General features: G+C 58.6%; 11 protein-coding genes. 1 reads left to right on the top strand and 10 read right to left on the bottom strand.

The genetic code is table 11. The features are described from left to right. Positions 1 to 74: 74 nt before the first annotated feature. From AM571_RS18990 to AM571_RS19020, 6 genes are all read right to left on the bottom strand, one after another. Entirely contained in the window at positions 75 to 1,625 is a 1,551-nt protein-coding gene (locus AM571_RS18990) for a SpoVR family protein (protein ID WP_074062729.1), read from the bottom strand. Beyond that, positions 1,622 to 2,899 carry a YeaH/YhbH family protein gene (locus tag AM571_RS18995; RefSeq protein WP_074062730.1) on the bottom strand — a complete coding sequence of 426 codons (1,278 nt, stop codon included), beginning with the start codon at positions 2,897 to 2,899 and terminating at the stop codon, positions 1,622 to 1,624. The genes AM571_RS18990 and AM571_RS18995 overlap by 4 nt, the downstream gene beginning before the upstream one ends. A 19-nt stretch (positions 2,900 to 2,918) precedes the next feature. Next, entirely contained in the window at positions 2,919 to 4,862 is a 1,944-nt protein-coding gene (locus AM571_RS19000; protein WP_074062731.1) for a PrkA family serine protein kinase, read from the bottom strand. Positions 4,863 to 5,338: 476 nt separating this feature from the next. Further along, positions 5,339 to 5,854 (bottom strand): DUF992 domain-containing protein, encoded by a 516-nt coding sequence (locus AM571_RS19005; RefSeq protein ID WP_074062732.1) that lies wholly within the window; start codon positions 5,852 to 5,854, stop codon positions 5,339 to 5,341. Between the two features lie 505 nt (positions 5,855 to 6,359). Further along, positions 6,360 to 6,626 carry a BON domain-containing protein gene (locus tag AM571_RS19015; protein ID WP_074062734.1) on the bottom strand — a complete coding sequence of 89 codons (267 nt, stop codon included), beginning with the start codon at positions 6,624 to 6,626 and terminating at the stop codon, positions 6,360 to 6,362. A 74-nt stretch (positions 6,627 to 6,700) separates the two neighbouring features. Next, complete coding sequence (locus AM571_RS19020) at positions 6,701 to 7,348, bottom strand: hypothetical protein (RefSeq protein ID WP_074062735.1); 648 nt, start codon at positions 7,346 to 7,348, stop codon at positions 6,701 to 6,703. 308 nt (positions 7,349 to 7,656) lie between these two features. On the opposite strand from AM571_RS19020, the gene dxr reads away from it, so the two are divergent. Continuing rightward, positions 7,657 to 8,850 (top strand): 1-deoxy-D-xylulose-5-phosphate reductoisomerase, encoded by a 1,194-nt coding sequence (gene dxr, locus AM571_RS19025; RefSeq protein WP_074062736.1) that lies wholly within the window; start codon positions 7,657 to 7,659, stop codon positions 8,848 to 8,850. 147 nt (positions 8,851 to 8,997) lie between these two features. Here dxr and hemA read toward each other — a convergent pair whose 3' ends face one another. From hemA to AM571_RS19045, 4 genes are all read right to left on the bottom strand, one after another. Further along, positions 8,998 to 10,212 (bottom strand): 5-aminolevulinate synthase, encoded by a 1,215-nt coding sequence (hemA, locus tag AM571_RS19030; RefSeq protein ID WP_074062737.1) that lies wholly within the window; start codon positions 10,210 to 10,212, stop codon positions 8,998 to 9,000. Positions 10,213 to 10,408: 196 nt separating this feature from the next. Continuing rightward, positions 10,409 to 11,206 carry an FAD binding domain-containing protein gene (locus AM571_RS19035; RefSeq protein WP_074062738.1) on the bottom strand — a complete coding sequence of 266 codons (798 nt, stop codon included), beginning with the start codon at positions 11,204 to 11,206 and terminating at the stop codon, positions 10,409 to 10,411. 12 nt (positions 11,207 to 11,218) lie between these two features. After that, entirely contained in the window at positions 11,219 to 13,564 is a 2,346-nt protein-coding gene (locus AM571_RS19040) for a xanthine dehydrogenase family protein molybdopterin-binding subunit (protein ID WP_074062739.1), read from the bottom strand. Between the two features lie 80 nt (positions 13,565 to 13,644). Continuing rightward, a complete protein-coding gene (locus AM571_RS19045) occupies positions 13,645 to 14,136 on the bottom strand; it encodes a (2Fe-2S)-binding protein (RefSeq protein WP_074062740.1) in 492 nt (163 codons plus the stop codon). Positions 14,137 to 14,348: the final 212 nt, after the last annotated feature.

Here is a 14,348-nt window from a genome sequence, read left to right on the forward strand (position 1 = left end):
ACAGAATCTAAGCACCGGGCCCGCCACGCTGGATCACCAAGACATTCCGCGGAAGCCCTGATGCCGACAGCGCCTCACTGAATGGGCTTGTGAGGGCTGGCAGCGTGTTCCTTTACCACTTCATTTGAACTGTCGACTTCCTGAAGCAAGACGTCATAGCCCCAAAGATTGGCGAGATGCTGCAGGACGAGCTTCGTATCGGCTTCCTGAAGAAACCAATCGTTCGTGACGTTGTGGCGCAAGAGAAGGCGGCGGTCACCGGCAAGATCGACATCGACGATGTCTATTCCCGGGTCAATCCAGCCGATGTCGTATTCGCGGGAAAGCTGGCGGCGGATGCGCCGATAGCCGCGTTCGTCGTGAATTGCCGAAACCAGGATTCCTTCTTCCTGCTCCGGATCGTCGTAAAGATGGAAAAGGCGCAACTGGCGAATCAGGTTGGGGCTCAGGAACTGATTGATGAAACTCTCGTCGCGATAATCGGCCCAGATGTTACGCAGCACCGACATTGCATCGCCTTGTCCGGCAATGTCCGGGAACCACGCCCTGTCCTCCTCCGTCGGTGCCGTCACGATCCGCTCGATATCTTGCATCATCGCAAAACCCAGCGCATAGGGATTGAAGCCCGAGAAACGACGATCGTCGTAGTTGGGCTGGAAGACGACATTGGCATGTGATTTCAAAAATTCGAGGAAGTTTCCGTCACTGATCTGCCCGCGCTCGTGAAGTCTGTTCATGATCCGGTAGTGGACGTAGGTAGCCGTACCCTCGTTCATCACCTTGGTCTGACGCTGCGGATGAAAATACTGCGCGACATGGCGGACGATCCGCAAGATCTCACGCTGCCATGGCTGCAGCAATGGCGCTGATTTTTCGAGGAAGTAGAGGATATTGTCCTGTGGAAGGCCAAGCGCGAGGCGCCGCTTCTCCAGGCCGACATCGGCTGCGGTGCGCTTCTTGCCGGTGGGAACAGTGCGCCAAAGATCGTTGAACACCTGCTCTTCGTGGACGCGGCGCTCCTGCTCCCGCCGCTCCTCGTCGCGAAGGTCGACCTTCGTCTTGCCGGCGTGCCGATGTACGCCGTGCGACATCAGCGCGTGCGCGGCATCGAGCGTCCGCTCGACCTCGACCTCGCCATAGCGCTCCTCGCAGCGGGCGATGTAGCTCTTTGCGAAATTGAGATAGTCGAGAATGCCATCAGCATCCGTCCAGAGCTGGAAGAGATAGTTGTTCTTGAAGAAGTGATTATGTCCGAAGGCGGCGTGTGCGATGACCAAGGTCTGCATCGTCGCCGAGTTTTCCTCCATCAGGTAGGAGATGCAGGGCGAACTGTTGATGACGATTTCATAGGCAAGGTCGCGCATGCCGCGCCGGTAGAATGCCTCGTGATGGGCAAAATGCTTGCCGAAGGACCAATGGCGATAAAAGAGCGGCATTCCGGTCGATGAGTAGGCATCGAGCATCTGTTCCGATGTGATGACCTCGATCTGATTGGGGTAGACATCCAGGCCGAGCTCGCCGAGCGCGATCTCCTCGCAGGCGTCATGGACACGCTGGAGCGTTGGAAAATCCCAGTCGGCGCCGTTAAAAAGCAACCGCTCCTTTGACATCGCCGTGGTCGTCATGGGGCAACCTTCGATTGTGCATCGCGTTTCTGGAAGAGATCGTGGAAGACCGGGAATATCTCGTTCCGTCGGCACACCTTGCGCATGGACAGGGGCACCTGCTCGGCGCGGATCCCTTCATAGAGCGTCCAGAGCGGTGAGCGGGATACGGAGGAGTCGTTGTCTTCCTCGCCGACCTCGATATAGGCGAAATACTGGCATAGGGGCAAAATCTCATGACGCAGCAGTTGCCCTGTCGTGGTGCCGTCCGAATAGGAGTTGTCGCCATCGGAAGCCTGGGCGGCATAGATGTTCCACTCAGCCGGATCGAACCGGGCCGCGACTATCGCGCGCATCGCCGCAAGTGCGCTTGATACCAGCGTACCGCCTGTGGCCGGGCCATAGAAGAAGGTTTCCTCGTCCACTTCCTCGGCCTTGTCCGTATGGCGGATGAAGACGATTTCGACCTTCTTGTAGCGCTGCGACAGGAAAAGGTAGAGCAGAAGGTAGAACCGCTTGGCAAGATCCTTCATATGCTCCGACATGGAGCCGGAGACGTCCATCAGGCAGAACATGACGGCTTTCGCCACCGGTTTCGGCTCGCTTTCGAAGCGGCGATAGCGCACATCGAGCGGATCTATATAGGGAATGCGCCGGCTTTTTTCCGTCAACGCGTTGAGCTTGGCCTCAAGATCCCGGCGCTTCTCGTCGTCTTCGCATTCCCCGATCTCGCGCCGAAGTTCCTCCATCTCCTGGATGCGCGGGCGGCGAAGCGCGATACGTCGCATCATCGCCATCCGCGTCGTGCGCCCGACAGCTATGTTGGACGGTGAACCGGACACCGAATAACCAGCTCGCACGGGGCTTTCTTCCTCGGTTTCCGTCAGCCGGCGCTTGGCAAGATCGGGCAATTCCAGATCATCAAGAAAGACGTCGAGGAACTCCTCGCGCGTCAGCACGAAACGGAAACCATCCTCCCCGTCGCCTTCACCTGCCTCCTTCGGCCTGCCACCGCTCCTGCCAGGCGGCCGAGGGATGATGTCCCCCTCGACGAAAGCTCTGTTTCCGGGCAGGATTTGATCGCTGATGCCACCCTCGCCCCGGCGGAATCCCGGCTCCGTCAGGCCGTCAATCGGCAGTGTGATTTCGCCACCGTCGAGCACATCCCGAATATTACGGCTTTGCAGAGAACGTTTCACCGCCTGCTGCACGGCGCTTTTCGCGCGCCGAAGAAACCGTTGACGATTCTCTAAGCTTTTACCGCGCGGATTCAGCCGGCGGTCGACAATGTGCATGATAGCTCCCGCGTGAGCGTTAACTTGCCTGCTTAACGCGCATGTACCATTCCACTAGGCGCCGAACCTGTCTTTCGGTGTAGCCGCGCGAGGTCATGCGCGAAACGAATTCACTGTGTTTCTTTTCGGCTTCGCCGTCCTTCTTGGTGCCAAACGAAATAACTGGCAGCAGGTCCTCGACTTGTGAGAACATGCGTTTTTCGATCACCTCCCTGATCTTTTCATAGCTTGTCCAAGACGGGTTTTTCCCGCCGTTGTTTGCTCGCGATCGCAAGCAGAACTTGACGATCTCGTTGCGGAAATCCTTCGGGTTGGCGATACCCGCCGGCTTTTCAATCTTCGTCAGCTCCTGATTGAGCAGTTCCCTGTCGAGAAGCTGGCCGGTGTCCGGATCCTTGAAGTCCACATCCTCGATCCAGGCATCGGCATAGTCCACGTAGCGATCGAAAAGGTTCTGTCCGTAATCGGCATAAGATTCCAGATAGGCTTTCTGAATCTCGTTGCCGATAAACTCCGCATAGCGCGGCGCGAGCTCGGCCTTGATGAATTCCATGTAGCGTTTCTCGGTCTCGTCAGGAAACTGCTCACGGCGGATCGCCTGTTCCAGAACGTACATCAGATGAACCGGATCGGCCCCCACTTCGCTCGTATGATGATTAAAGGTCGAAGCGAGCACTTTGAAGGCGAAACGTGTCGATATTCCGTCCATTCCCTCGTCAACGCCGCCCGCATCCCGATATTCCTGGACGCTACGGGCGCGCGGATCGGTTTCCTTCAGGCTTTCGCCATCATAGGTGCGCATCTTGGAAAAGTATGTCGAGTTTTCATGCTTTCGCAAGCGCGAGAGCACCGAAAAGCGCGCCAGCATTTTGAGCGTCCCCGGTGCACAAGGAGCATCCGCGAGTTCCGATCCTTCGATCAGTTTCTCGTAGATCTTCTGCTCCTCGGTGACCCGGAGGCAATACGGCACCTTGATGACGCAGATGCGGTCGATGAAAGCCTCATTGTTCTTGTTCGCCTTGAAGCTCTGCCATTCGGCCTCGTTGGAATGCGCAAGAACAATGCCGGAAAAAGGAATGGCGCCGATATTTTCGGTACCAATGTAGTTCCCCTCCTGAGTCGCGGTCAGAAGGGGATGCAGCATCTTGATCGGCGCCTTGAACATCTCGACGAATTCCAGCAGCCCCTGGTTGGCGCGATTGAGCGCGCCTGAATAGCTGTAGGCGTCAGGATCGTTCTGGGAATAGGTCTCAAGCTTGCGGATATCGACCTTGCCCGCCAGCGAAGAAATATCCTGGTTGTTCTCGTCGCCCGGCTCGGTCTTGGCGATCGCGATCTGGCGCAATCGCGAAGGCTGCATTCGCACGACGCGAAATTTGGAAATATCGCCGCCGAATTCGTCAAGCCGCTTCAGGCACCAAGGGCTCATTAGCCCGGTCAACCGCCGCGTCGGAATACCGTATTCCTCAAGGAGCAGCGACCCCATCGTGGCTGGATCAAAGAGGCTGAGCGGACTTTCAAAGACCGGACTGACCTCCTCGCCCGCCTTCAGCACAAAGATCGGATGGACTTCCATCAACTGCTTCAAGCGTTCAGCTAGCGAGGACTTGCCGCCGCCCACCGGACCGAGGAGATAAAGAATCTGCTTGCGTTCCTCGAGCCCCTGTGCGGCATGGGTGAAGAACGAAACGATCCGCTCGATCGTCTCTTCCATCCCGTAGAACCCAGCGAAGGCAGGATATGTCCGGATCGTCCTGTTCATGAAGACCCTGCCCAGGCGCAGATCCTTGGCGGTGTCCAATACTTCCGGTTCGCCTATCGCCGCAAGGAGACGCTCCGTCGCGTTGGCATAGGCAAGCGGCTCCTGTTTGCAGAGCGCCAAGTATTCTGCGATGGACATCTCAGTTTCGCGTCGCGTTTCGTAGTTACGCGTAAACGCATCGAACACGGATTCATTCAGCATGGGCCCTCCATTCAAGGTTTATGCCACAGGCTCCCGAAATAGCCGTACCACCGCAATGGAAACAACATTTCGTTGAGAATCAATATGTTTCGTGAATTGATTGGACACCCGTCCGCCGTCTATGGCAATGCACAAAAATGTGCATCCACCGGTGGTTTTTGGCTCCAATCAAACTAACTATACTATATCCTAATTCGTAAGGCGCCAGTGCGATATCAGCACATTTCAGGACGTGACATGAGGCCGCAAAGGGCTTCTAATGCCGCTGCTACTGATTCCCGCGCGCGGAAAACCGAAAGTTTCCACGCTTGAACCGTTGCGCTTACGATTTTGATCTTCCCACGAACCGGCATAAGCAGCCCGGGACCGCGAGCCTTGCATGCTCCAGCGGACACTTTTGCTATATTTGCCGACTCAAACATCAAATTCCTCATCCGAGGTTACGCCCCTTGTTGAAAGGGGCGTAACGAAAGCTGTCAAGCAGGGGTGAGCGTCATCGACGCCCCGGCTGCTGCAATATTGAGACCAAGCTGGCCTGTTACGCTGAGAGGCTGGAGATGGATCGATCCCGCGGTACCACCGACCAGGACATTCGCACCGACACCGGCGCCAAGCGTGGCTTCAGCCACGGCGCCGACATAAAGGCCACCGAGCGAGCCGCGGTGATAACCGGCAGTCGGCGCGAAGACGGCCCAAATGAGGCGGCTGCGCGTCGTGAAGCCGAGATCCACACCAAGTTTCCTGATGTCGCCGGTATAGTGATCGGAAATCTCCTGACCAACACTTGAAGTGAAAACGCAGTCGGCTTCCTTTGCTGAGCCCAGCACGTAACCGAGGCCGCCACCGACATCGCATGTCAGGAGGCCAATCTTTACTCCACCGCGTACGTCCGGCTCTTGGTAGCGCCGAATCGTGTCTGCTGCACTTGCAGCCGTCACGCAGGCTTGAGCCAGTGATGCTGCGGCAACTATCATCGCAATGGACTTTTTCATCATGGTCTCCTTACTAAAATGGCGATGGCATTAGTGTTCAGCCAGCGAAGAACCAACTCTGAAACACATAACGTGTGTCGTCGAAGAATGATCCAAGCTGACTTCACCTATCTGCATGTCTTGGCGCCGCGCCTTGGTTGCATGGTGCGGACAACCAACACTGCTCACATCGCAAACGGACATTTCGAAGGCGCAGCCCAAATCGGCGTGGGTCGGCTTCCTTTTTCTTTCGACACGTGGCGGAAAAGCGACAGCGAGCAAATTGGCACTCGATATCGTCTTTGGGAACTTTGAAACAGGGTTGGCGTTGAGGGCAAAACAGGGAGTGTTTCGTCATGCGTACAAAGATGACTATCCTTGCAATTGCTTACGTCGCAATCAGTGGCCTGTTGCTTGCAGTCGCTCATCAGTCGTCCGGCCCAGTCACAACAGAAAAGACCGACCGCTGGCGGTGCCGACAACGGCGCGGTATTCCTTAGCGAGCGCTTTGCCGGCTGAGCTGCATTCAACCAACCAGTATCCGGTTTCGAACCGAAGCTACGCCCTGAACGCCACGGGCCACGGCCGTCGCGCGTTCGATTTCATCGGCAGTACCAACCGTGCCGGTAAGTACGACGTCGTCGCCATCGGCGGTGACCTCGACGTCCGAAGCGTCAATGCCGCCAGCTGTCGCAAGCGCGCCAGCCACTGCCCTTTCAAGCGATGCATGATCCATCGATACTGCTTCGATTTCAGGCTGCCTCCCGTGGAATGTAGCCTTCTTGAATACCATGATCGTTCCTCCTGTTGGATTGCGGAGAAACGCAAAGGCATCCGGCTTTGTTGCAACCTCGATCTTGGGATCGCCTACCAGCTTACCCGGTAGTTGACATTGACGCTGGCTGAACGTCCCGGCGAAAGCGGATCAGTGACCGAAGCATTGAGATTGAGGTTCGGAAGAACAGCCTGGCTGACGCCGACCGAAGTCGAAAAGTCCTTGCCGAAATCGGTCAAGCTGCTTCCTGCCGAAATTGACGTTCCCGTCCAGGGATAGATCAGTTTCAGCGCCTGGGTTGCCGTCACCGACGTCTGACGTGTTTCGACGGGAGCGTAGCCGAGGCTGACAGCGCGGCTTGTCTGCAGATCGAGCGAGTCAGAGAGAATAAAACTGCGCGAGCGGCTCAGCATGAGCGAACCACTGCCGCGCAACGTATCGATCCGGAGGCTTGCATCCTCTTGCGCCCTGCCTGCCGGCGTGACGCGCGCCTTTGTGATTTTTCCCCAAAAGGTCGCCTGTCCGGAGCCGGGCTGGATGGCTTCGCCATCGGTCGATGCGAGCGCCAGGTCGGCGCCGGCGCTCGTTTCCCATTCGAATGGAAGGCGAAAGCCCATCGTCGCCTTGTAGGACTGCTCGGAAACCCGCACCGGCGCCCAGATCAGGAGATTGTCCGCCTTGGCGGGAAGTGGCCCCAGAAGGCATGCCCCCGACAATAGTATTTTCTTCAACGTCGTCATCAAATCCAATCGCACTCAGCACGCGAGGCGCAAATACCCGCTGATGCGCTTTCGCGCATCCCTTCAACTCCTCCCGATGTATGAACTGGCCCGGCATCTGATGCCGTTTGCCATGCGGCGCAGCATCAATCGTAGGCGACCGCAGACCAACCGCGGAGCTAAATCCCGCAGAACCGTTACAAAATTACATCCGAAGCTGATCGTGTAAACCCCTCAACGGCAGAAAAGTGCTGCACTGCACACTTGCCGCCCATTTCAAAGCCTTGTAGAGCCAGAGGCTAATGGCAAATTTTCGGCAAAAAACCCGCATGACGACCGGCACAAACGCGCCGCGGCGCCTCAGCATCTTTGGTTCAACGGGCTCGATCGGACAAAATACGCTCGATGTCATCCAGCAGCTGGGCGGCCGTGAGAGCTATGAAATTTCCGTGGTGACCGGAAATGAGAATGTTGAGCTCCTTGCGCAGCAGGCAAGGTCGACCGGCGCGCGGCTAGCAGTCACGGCAAACGACAGCAAATACAGATTGCTGAAGGCCGAGCTCTCGGGCAGCGGCATTGCGGTCGCGGCCGGCGCTCAAGGACTGGCGGAAGCCGCCGACATCGAAGCGGACTGGGTCATGGCCGCCATCGTCGGCACGGCGGGGCTGGCGCCGACACTGGCGGCAGCGGGCAAGGGTGCGGTGATCGCGCTGGCAAACAAGGAGTGCCTTGTTTCAGCAGGCGATCTCTTCGTCGAAGCAGTACTCAACGGCGGCGGGCTGTTGATCCCGGTCGATAGCGAGCACAGTGCCATTTTCCAGTCGCTTGACGAAAATCAGCGGCACGCCGTCGAACGGATCATCCTGACAGCATCGGGCGGGCCTTTCCGCACATGGTCGCGCGCCGAGATGGCGAATGTGACTGCGGCAACCGCACGCGCCCATCCGAACTGGTCGATGGGGTTGAAAATCTCCATCGGCAGCGCCTCGATGTTCAACAAGGCCTTGGAGATGATCGAGGCTAAGCACCTTTTCAGCGTCTGCCCGGACCAGATCGAGGTGGTCGTGCATCCGCAATCCATCGTCCATTCGATGGTCGGTTATACCGATGGATCCATCATCGCCCAACTCGGCAGCCCGGATATGCGAACGGCGATCGGTTATGCGTTGGAGTATCCGCACCGGCCGAAGCTGAATGTCGAGCGCCTGGATTTCGCAAAGCTTTCCCGTCTGGACTTCGAAGCGCCGGACGAACGTCGTTTCCCCGCTCTCAGGCTCGCGCGCACGGCATTGGAGCGAGGCGGCTTGCAAGGGGCAATCATGAACGCTGCTGAGGAAGTAGCCTTTCATGCCTTCGTCGACGAAAGGATCGGCTTCCTGCAAATGGCCGATATTGTCGAAGCCGTTATGGACAGGATGGCCGGCACGGGCGGCGCGCACTCGATGGATGACGTCTTTGCGGCCGACGCCGAAGCTCGCAGACTTGCAGCCGAACTGGTTGCAGTCAACGAAAAGGCCGCCTGAGGGCGGACCGGTCCTTCTTTCCGCCCGGTGTAGCGGTGCAACCGCAACGTCGAGACAAGCCACTGGTCCCGATGGTCTGGTGACGAATCCGAAGCAGGGAACAAGTCTCGAGTGCTGGCTCGTCTTATTCGGTGAAGCCGATCGCCCTTATGCGACCTGCCTTGCGAGCGCGCATCGTGACCAGAGGGAATGGAGTGCTGCGACCAGTTGTTCGATGTCGGCATCGGAATGCAGCGGCGTCGGGGTGATGCGCAGCCGTTCGGTCTTCTTCGGCACCGTTGGATAATTGATCGGCTGGACATAGACGCCGAAATTGTCGAGCAGCAGATCCGAGATCCACTTGCACTTTGCCGCATCGCCGACCACGACCGGCACGATGTGGCTCGGGTTCGGCATATGCGGGATGCCGCGCTGGTCGAGCAGTAATCTCAGCTTGCGCACCCGGTCCTGATGGCGGGCGCGCTCGAACTGGCTGACCTTCAGGTGCTGGATCGAGGCCACCGCCCCGGCAGCAAGTGCTGGCGGCAGCGCCGTCGTGAAGATGAAGCCGGAGGCAAACGAGCGGATGAAATCGCAAAGCGCGCTCGAGGCGGCGATATAGCCGCCCATGACGCCGAAGGCCTTGCCGAGCGTGCCTTCGATGACGGTCAGCCGGTCCATCAGCCCCTCGCGCTCGGCAATGCCGCCGCCGCGCGGACCATACATGCCGACGGCATGCACCTCGTCGAGATAGGTCATCGCGCCATACTTGTCGGCGAGATCGCAGATCTCCCTGATCGGTGCGATATCGCCATCCATCGAATAGACGCTCTCGAAGGCGATCAGCTTCGGCGCCTTCGGATCGGCGGCCGCGAGCTTGGCTTGGAGATCGGCCACGTCATTGTGCTTCCAGATCACCTTGCTGCATTTTGCGTGGCGAATGCCTTCGATCATCGAGGCATGGTTCAGCGCGTCGGAAAAGATGATCAGCCCGGGGATCCTGGCGCCGAGCGTGCCGAGCGATGCCCAGTTGGAGACATAGCCGGAGGTGAAGATCAGCGCGGCTTCCTTGCCGTGCAGATCGGCAAGCTCGCGCTCGAGCAGCACGTGGTGGTGATTGGTGCCAGAGATATTCCGGGTGCCTCCCGCACCCGCGCCACAGTGGTCGATGGCCTTCTTCATCGCCTCGACCACCTTCGGGTTCTGGCCCATGCCGAGATAGTCGTTGGAACACCAGACGGTGACGTCCTTCTGACCGTCTGCCGTATGGCGCGTGGCGCGCGGAAAGCTGCCGCGATGACGCTCGAGATCGGCGAAAACCCGATAGCGGCCTTCCTTGTGAAGCCCGTCCAGCTCGCTCCTAAAAAATCCTTCGAAATCCATCCATGTGCTCCAGTATCGCGCGACGGTTTTGCTGAGCGGACGATCGCGCGTCAACCCTTACATCACGCTTTAGCATCAACTGCGGCAAATGGCCCATATTTTTGAATGATTCCAGACAAAAATTCCGCCACCCTCGCTGATCCGGGCGCGTTCCTGCACAGTTGATGGAGCCGGCGAGCCGGCTCCATTCGATATGCTAGCCCGCTCTCGCAATGGCGCGCTTTGCCATCACCTTCACCAGATTTGCGCGATATTCCGCGCTGGCATGCAGGTCCGACATCAACCCCGCCGGATCGACATTGACACTGGTGATCGAAGCCGGCGACCAGTTGGCGCCCAGCGCCTGCTCCATCGCAGATTGGCGAAAGACACCGCTGGAGCCCGCACCGGTTACGGCGACGCGCACGCCGCCTTGTCCCTTGGCAACGAAGACGCCGGTCATGGCATAGCGGGAAGCCGGATTCGCAAACTTGGCGTAGCCGGCCTTCTCCGGCGCCTCGAAGCTGATCGCTACGATCAGCTCACCCTCCTCAAGCGCCGTTTCGAAAAGGCCGGTGAAGAAATCGCCGGCTGCGATTTCGCGTTTATTCGTGACGATACTGGCATTCAGGGCAAGGATCGCAGCCGGATAATCGGCAGCAGGATCGTTGTTGGCGATTGAGCCGCCGATGGTGCCCATATTCCGCACATGCGGATCGCCGATCCGTCCCGCGAGTTCGCACAACGCGGGGCAAATTGCGCCGATTGCGGCAGAAGACGCCACTTCCGCATGTGTCACTGCCGCACCGATCCGCACCTTGCGGCCTTCGACCTGGATACCCTTCATCGACTCAATGTGGCGTATATCCACCAGGTCGCTTGGCGCGGCAAGCCGTTGCTTCATCGTTGCGATCAAAGTCATGCCCCCGGAGACATATTTGCCCTCTGGTGCGCCGGTGATCATGCTCACGGCCTCATCGACTGTCGAGGCCCGGTGATAGTTCGTCTGATACATGGCCGTTCCTCCTCAGTGGGTTGGTTGTGCAGCCATCCACACCTTCTGCGGCGTAGCTGGCATAGTCAGCATGTTGTTGCCGATCGCATCGGTGATCGCATTCATCAGCGCTGGCGGCGAGCCGATCGCGCCCGCCTCGCCGCAGCCCTTGACGCCCAGCGGGTTGCTCGGACATGGGGTGTTTTGATGCGACAGATCGAAGGATGGCAGGTCGTCGGCACGCGGCATGGCGTAATCCATGTAGCTCGCGGTCAAAAGCTGGCCGCTCTCGTCGTAATGAACACCTTCAAGCAGCGCCTGGCCGATGCCTTGCGCCAGGCCTCCATGGACTTGGCCTTCGACAATCATCGGGTTGATGATATTGCCGAAGTCGTCGGCAGCGACGAACTGCACAATTTTCGTCGTCCCCGTTTCGGGATCGACTTCGACCTCGCAGATGTAGCAGCCTGCCGGGAACGTGAAGTTCGATGGATCATAGAAGGCCGTCTCCTTCAGCCCCGGCTCCATCCCGGAAGGCAGATTGTGGGCGGTGTAGGCGGCAAGCGCGACCTGGAACCATGGCAGCGTCTTGTCCGTGCCCGCCACCTTCAACTCGCCATTTTCGATCACGATATCGCTCTCATCCGCCTCCATGAGATGCGCGGCAATCTTTTTCGCCTTGGCCTCGACCTTGTCGAGCGCCTTGGCGACCGCCGACATGCCAACGGCACCGGAGCGCGAACCATAGGTGCCCATGCCCATCTGCACCTTGTCGGTATCACCGTGAACGATGGATATGCTATCGATCGGCACGCCGAGCCGGCCCGCGACGAGCTGTGCGAACGTCGTTTCATGTCCCTGCCCGTGGCTGTGCGATCCGGTCAAGACCTCCACGGTACCGACGGCATTGACCCGCACCTCGGCGGATTCCCAAAGGCCAACACCGGCGCCGAGCGAGCCGACCGCCTGCGATGGAGCAAGCCCGCATGCCTCTATATAGCAACTCATGCCGATGCCGCGCTTCATGCCACGGAGGCTAGCCTCCTCCTTGCGCTGAGCAAAGCCGTCCCAATCGGCCGCCTGCATCGCCGCGTTGAGCGAAGCTTCGTAATCGCCTGCGTCATAGGTCAAAATGACCGGCGTCTGGTGGGGGAACGAGCGGATGAAATTCTTCCGCCTGAGTTCAGCAGGCGAAACGCCGAGCTCGCGCGCCGCCATATCCATTGTCCTCTCGAGGAGATAGGTCGCCTCTGGCCGCCCCGCGCCGCGATAGGCGTCGACGGGCGCGGTGTTGGTATAGACGGTACGCACATTGGCGTGGATTGCCGGGATGTCATACTGGCCGGAAAGCAGCGTCGCGTAGAGGTAGGTCGGCACGCAGGACGAGAACAGCGACATGTAGGCGCCGAGATTGGCGATCGTATCGACCTTCAGTGCCGTGATGCGATTGTCTGCATCGAAAGCCATCGTGACCTTGGAGACATGATCGCGGCCGTGCGCATCCGTGAGAAAGGCCTCGGTGCGGTCTGCAGTCCATTTTACCGGCACGCCGGTCTTCTTGGATGCCCAGAGACAGACGATCTCCTCCGGATAGATGTAGATCTTGGAGCCGAAGCCGCCGCCGACATCCGGTGCAATGACCCGCAGCTTGTTTTCCGGCGCCACGTTGTAAAAAGCGCTCATGACCAGCCGCGCCAGATGCGGATTCTGGCTGGTGGTGTAGCAGGTGTAATGGTCGTCGCCTGCATCGTAGATGCCGAGCGTGGCGCGCGGCTCCATCGCATTGGGAGAGAGGCGATTATTGACGATATCGACCTCAATCACGTGTGCTGCTTGCGCAATCGCCTGGTCGGCAGCGGCGGCGTCGCCGATCTCCCAGTCGAAGATCAGGTTATTGACAGCTTCCGGATGAATTTGCGGCGCGCCAGGTTTCAGTGCATCGACCGCCTCGATCACAGCCGGCAGTTCCTCGTAGTCGACAACGACCGATTCTGCCGCGTCGCGCGCTTCGTCAAGCGAGTCCGCTATGACGATCGCAACAGCATCGCCCACATAGCGAACCGTCTCCACCGCCAACGGGCGCCAGGCGCCCATTTTCATCGCAGAACCGTCCTTCGAATGGATCATCCATCCGCAGATGAGGTTGCCGATGCCGTCTTCGCGCAATTGCTTGCCGTTTAGCACGTCGACGACGCCAGGCATGGCTTTCGCAGCGGAAATATCGACGTTCCTGATCTTGGCATGCGCATGCGGGCTGCGAACGAAATAGCCATATTTCATTCCTGGCACGACCATATCGTCGGTATAGCGGCCCTTGCCGGTCAGGAACCGCTTGTCTTCCTTGCGCGCGACCCGTGCGCCAATTCCTTCGACACCCATGATGTCCTCCCGATGGGGTTCTGGCCCGGCACTCCGCCAAAGAATATCGTGTTCGGCAGTCGGCCAGGCAATTGCGGAAATTACTCGGCAGCCTGCTTAGCGCCGCCGTGCATCTCCGCATTGGCGGAAAGAACGGCCTTGACGATGTTGTGATAACCGGTGCAGCGACAGATGTTGCCTTCGAGCTCCTGGCGAACCGTCTGTTCGTCCAGTTGCCCGCCATGACGATCGATCATGTCGACCGCGGTCATCACCATGCCGGGCGTGCAGAATCCGCACTGGAGCCCGTGATGTTCCTTGAAGGCGGCCTGAACCGGATGGAGCCCACCATCTGCGGCCAGGCCTTCGATCGTCGTGACCGACGAGCCCGATGCCTGAACGGCGAGGATCGAGCAGCTCTTGACCGACTTGCCGTCCATGTGCACGACGCAGGTGCCGCACTGCGTCGTATCGCAGCCGACATGCGTTCCCGTCAGGCCGAGTTTTTCACGAATGAATTGGACAAGAAGCGTGCGCTCTTCACAGTCGCCGCTCACCGCCCGGCCGTTCACCGTCAGTTTCACCTTCACCATGATTTTCTCCTCGTGCCTCCTCCAGGCACAGGAACATCATTTGACTTTTTCGGTTAGGGATCAACCGCTACTTTGGGGAGTTCTGCCAAATTTGCTCTACGGACGACTGCATGACTCCGCATGACGTCTGAATCGGATTGAAAACAGCCGTGGACACAAAAATTTCAGGTTCAAACTGGACGCCATCCTGTTGCGACATAGTTCTAATTGTC

The organism is Rhizobium etli 8C-3 (genome assembly GCF_001908375.1).
GTDB classification, from domain to species: domain Bacteria; phylum Pseudomonadota; class Alphaproteobacteria; order Rhizobiales; family Rhizobiaceae; genus Rhizobium; species Rhizobium etli_B.

What these genes read in the sequence shown, in the direction of transcription:
- AM571_RS18990 (WP_074062729.1), bottom strand. Translation starts at nt 1,625, where the DNA reads ATGACGACCACGGCGATGTCAAAGGAGCGGTTGCTTTTTAACGGCGCC.
- AM571_RS18995 (WP_074062730.1), bottom strand. Translation starts at nt 2,899, where the DNA reads ATGCACATTGTCGACCGCCGGCTGAATCCGCGCGGTAAAAGCTTAGAG.
- AM571_RS19000 (WP_074062731.1), bottom strand. Translation starts at nt 4,862, where the DNA reads ATGCTGAATGAATCCGTGTTCGATGCGTTTACGCGTAACTACGAAACG.
- AM571_RS19005 (WP_074062732.1), bottom strand. Translation starts at nt 5,854, where the DNA reads ATGAAAAAGTCCATTGCGATGATAGTTGCCGCAGCATCACTGGCTCAA.
- AM571_RS19015 (WP_074062734.1), bottom strand. Translation starts at nt 6,626, where the DNA reads ATGGTATTCAAGAAGGCTACATTCCACGGGAGGCAGCCTGAAATCGAA.
- AM571_RS19020 (WP_074062735.1), bottom strand. Translation starts at nt 7,348, where the DNA reads ATGACGACGTTGAAGAAAATACTATTGTCGGGGGCATGCCTTCTGGGG.
- dxr (WP_074062736.1), top strand. Translation starts at nt 7,657, where the DNA reads ATGACGACCGGCACAAACGCGCCGCGGCGCCTCAGCATCTTTGGTTCA.
- hemA (WP_074062737.1), bottom strand. Translation starts at nt 10,212, where the DNA reads ATGGATTTCGAAGGATTTTTTAGGAGCGAGCTGGACGGGCTTCACAAG.
- AM571_RS19035 (WP_074062738.1), bottom strand. Translation starts at nt 11,206, where the DNA reads ATGTATCAGACGAACTATCACCGGGCCTCGACAGTCGATGAGGCCGTG.
- AM571_RS19040 (WP_074062739.1), bottom strand. Translation starts at nt 13,564, where the DNA reads ATGGGTGTCGAAGGAATTGGCGCACGGGTCGCGCGCAAGGAAGACAAG.
- AM571_RS19045 (WP_074062740.1), bottom strand. Translation starts at nt 14,136, where the DNA reads ATGGTGAAGGTGAAACTGACGGTGAACGGCCGGGCGGTGAGCGGCGAC.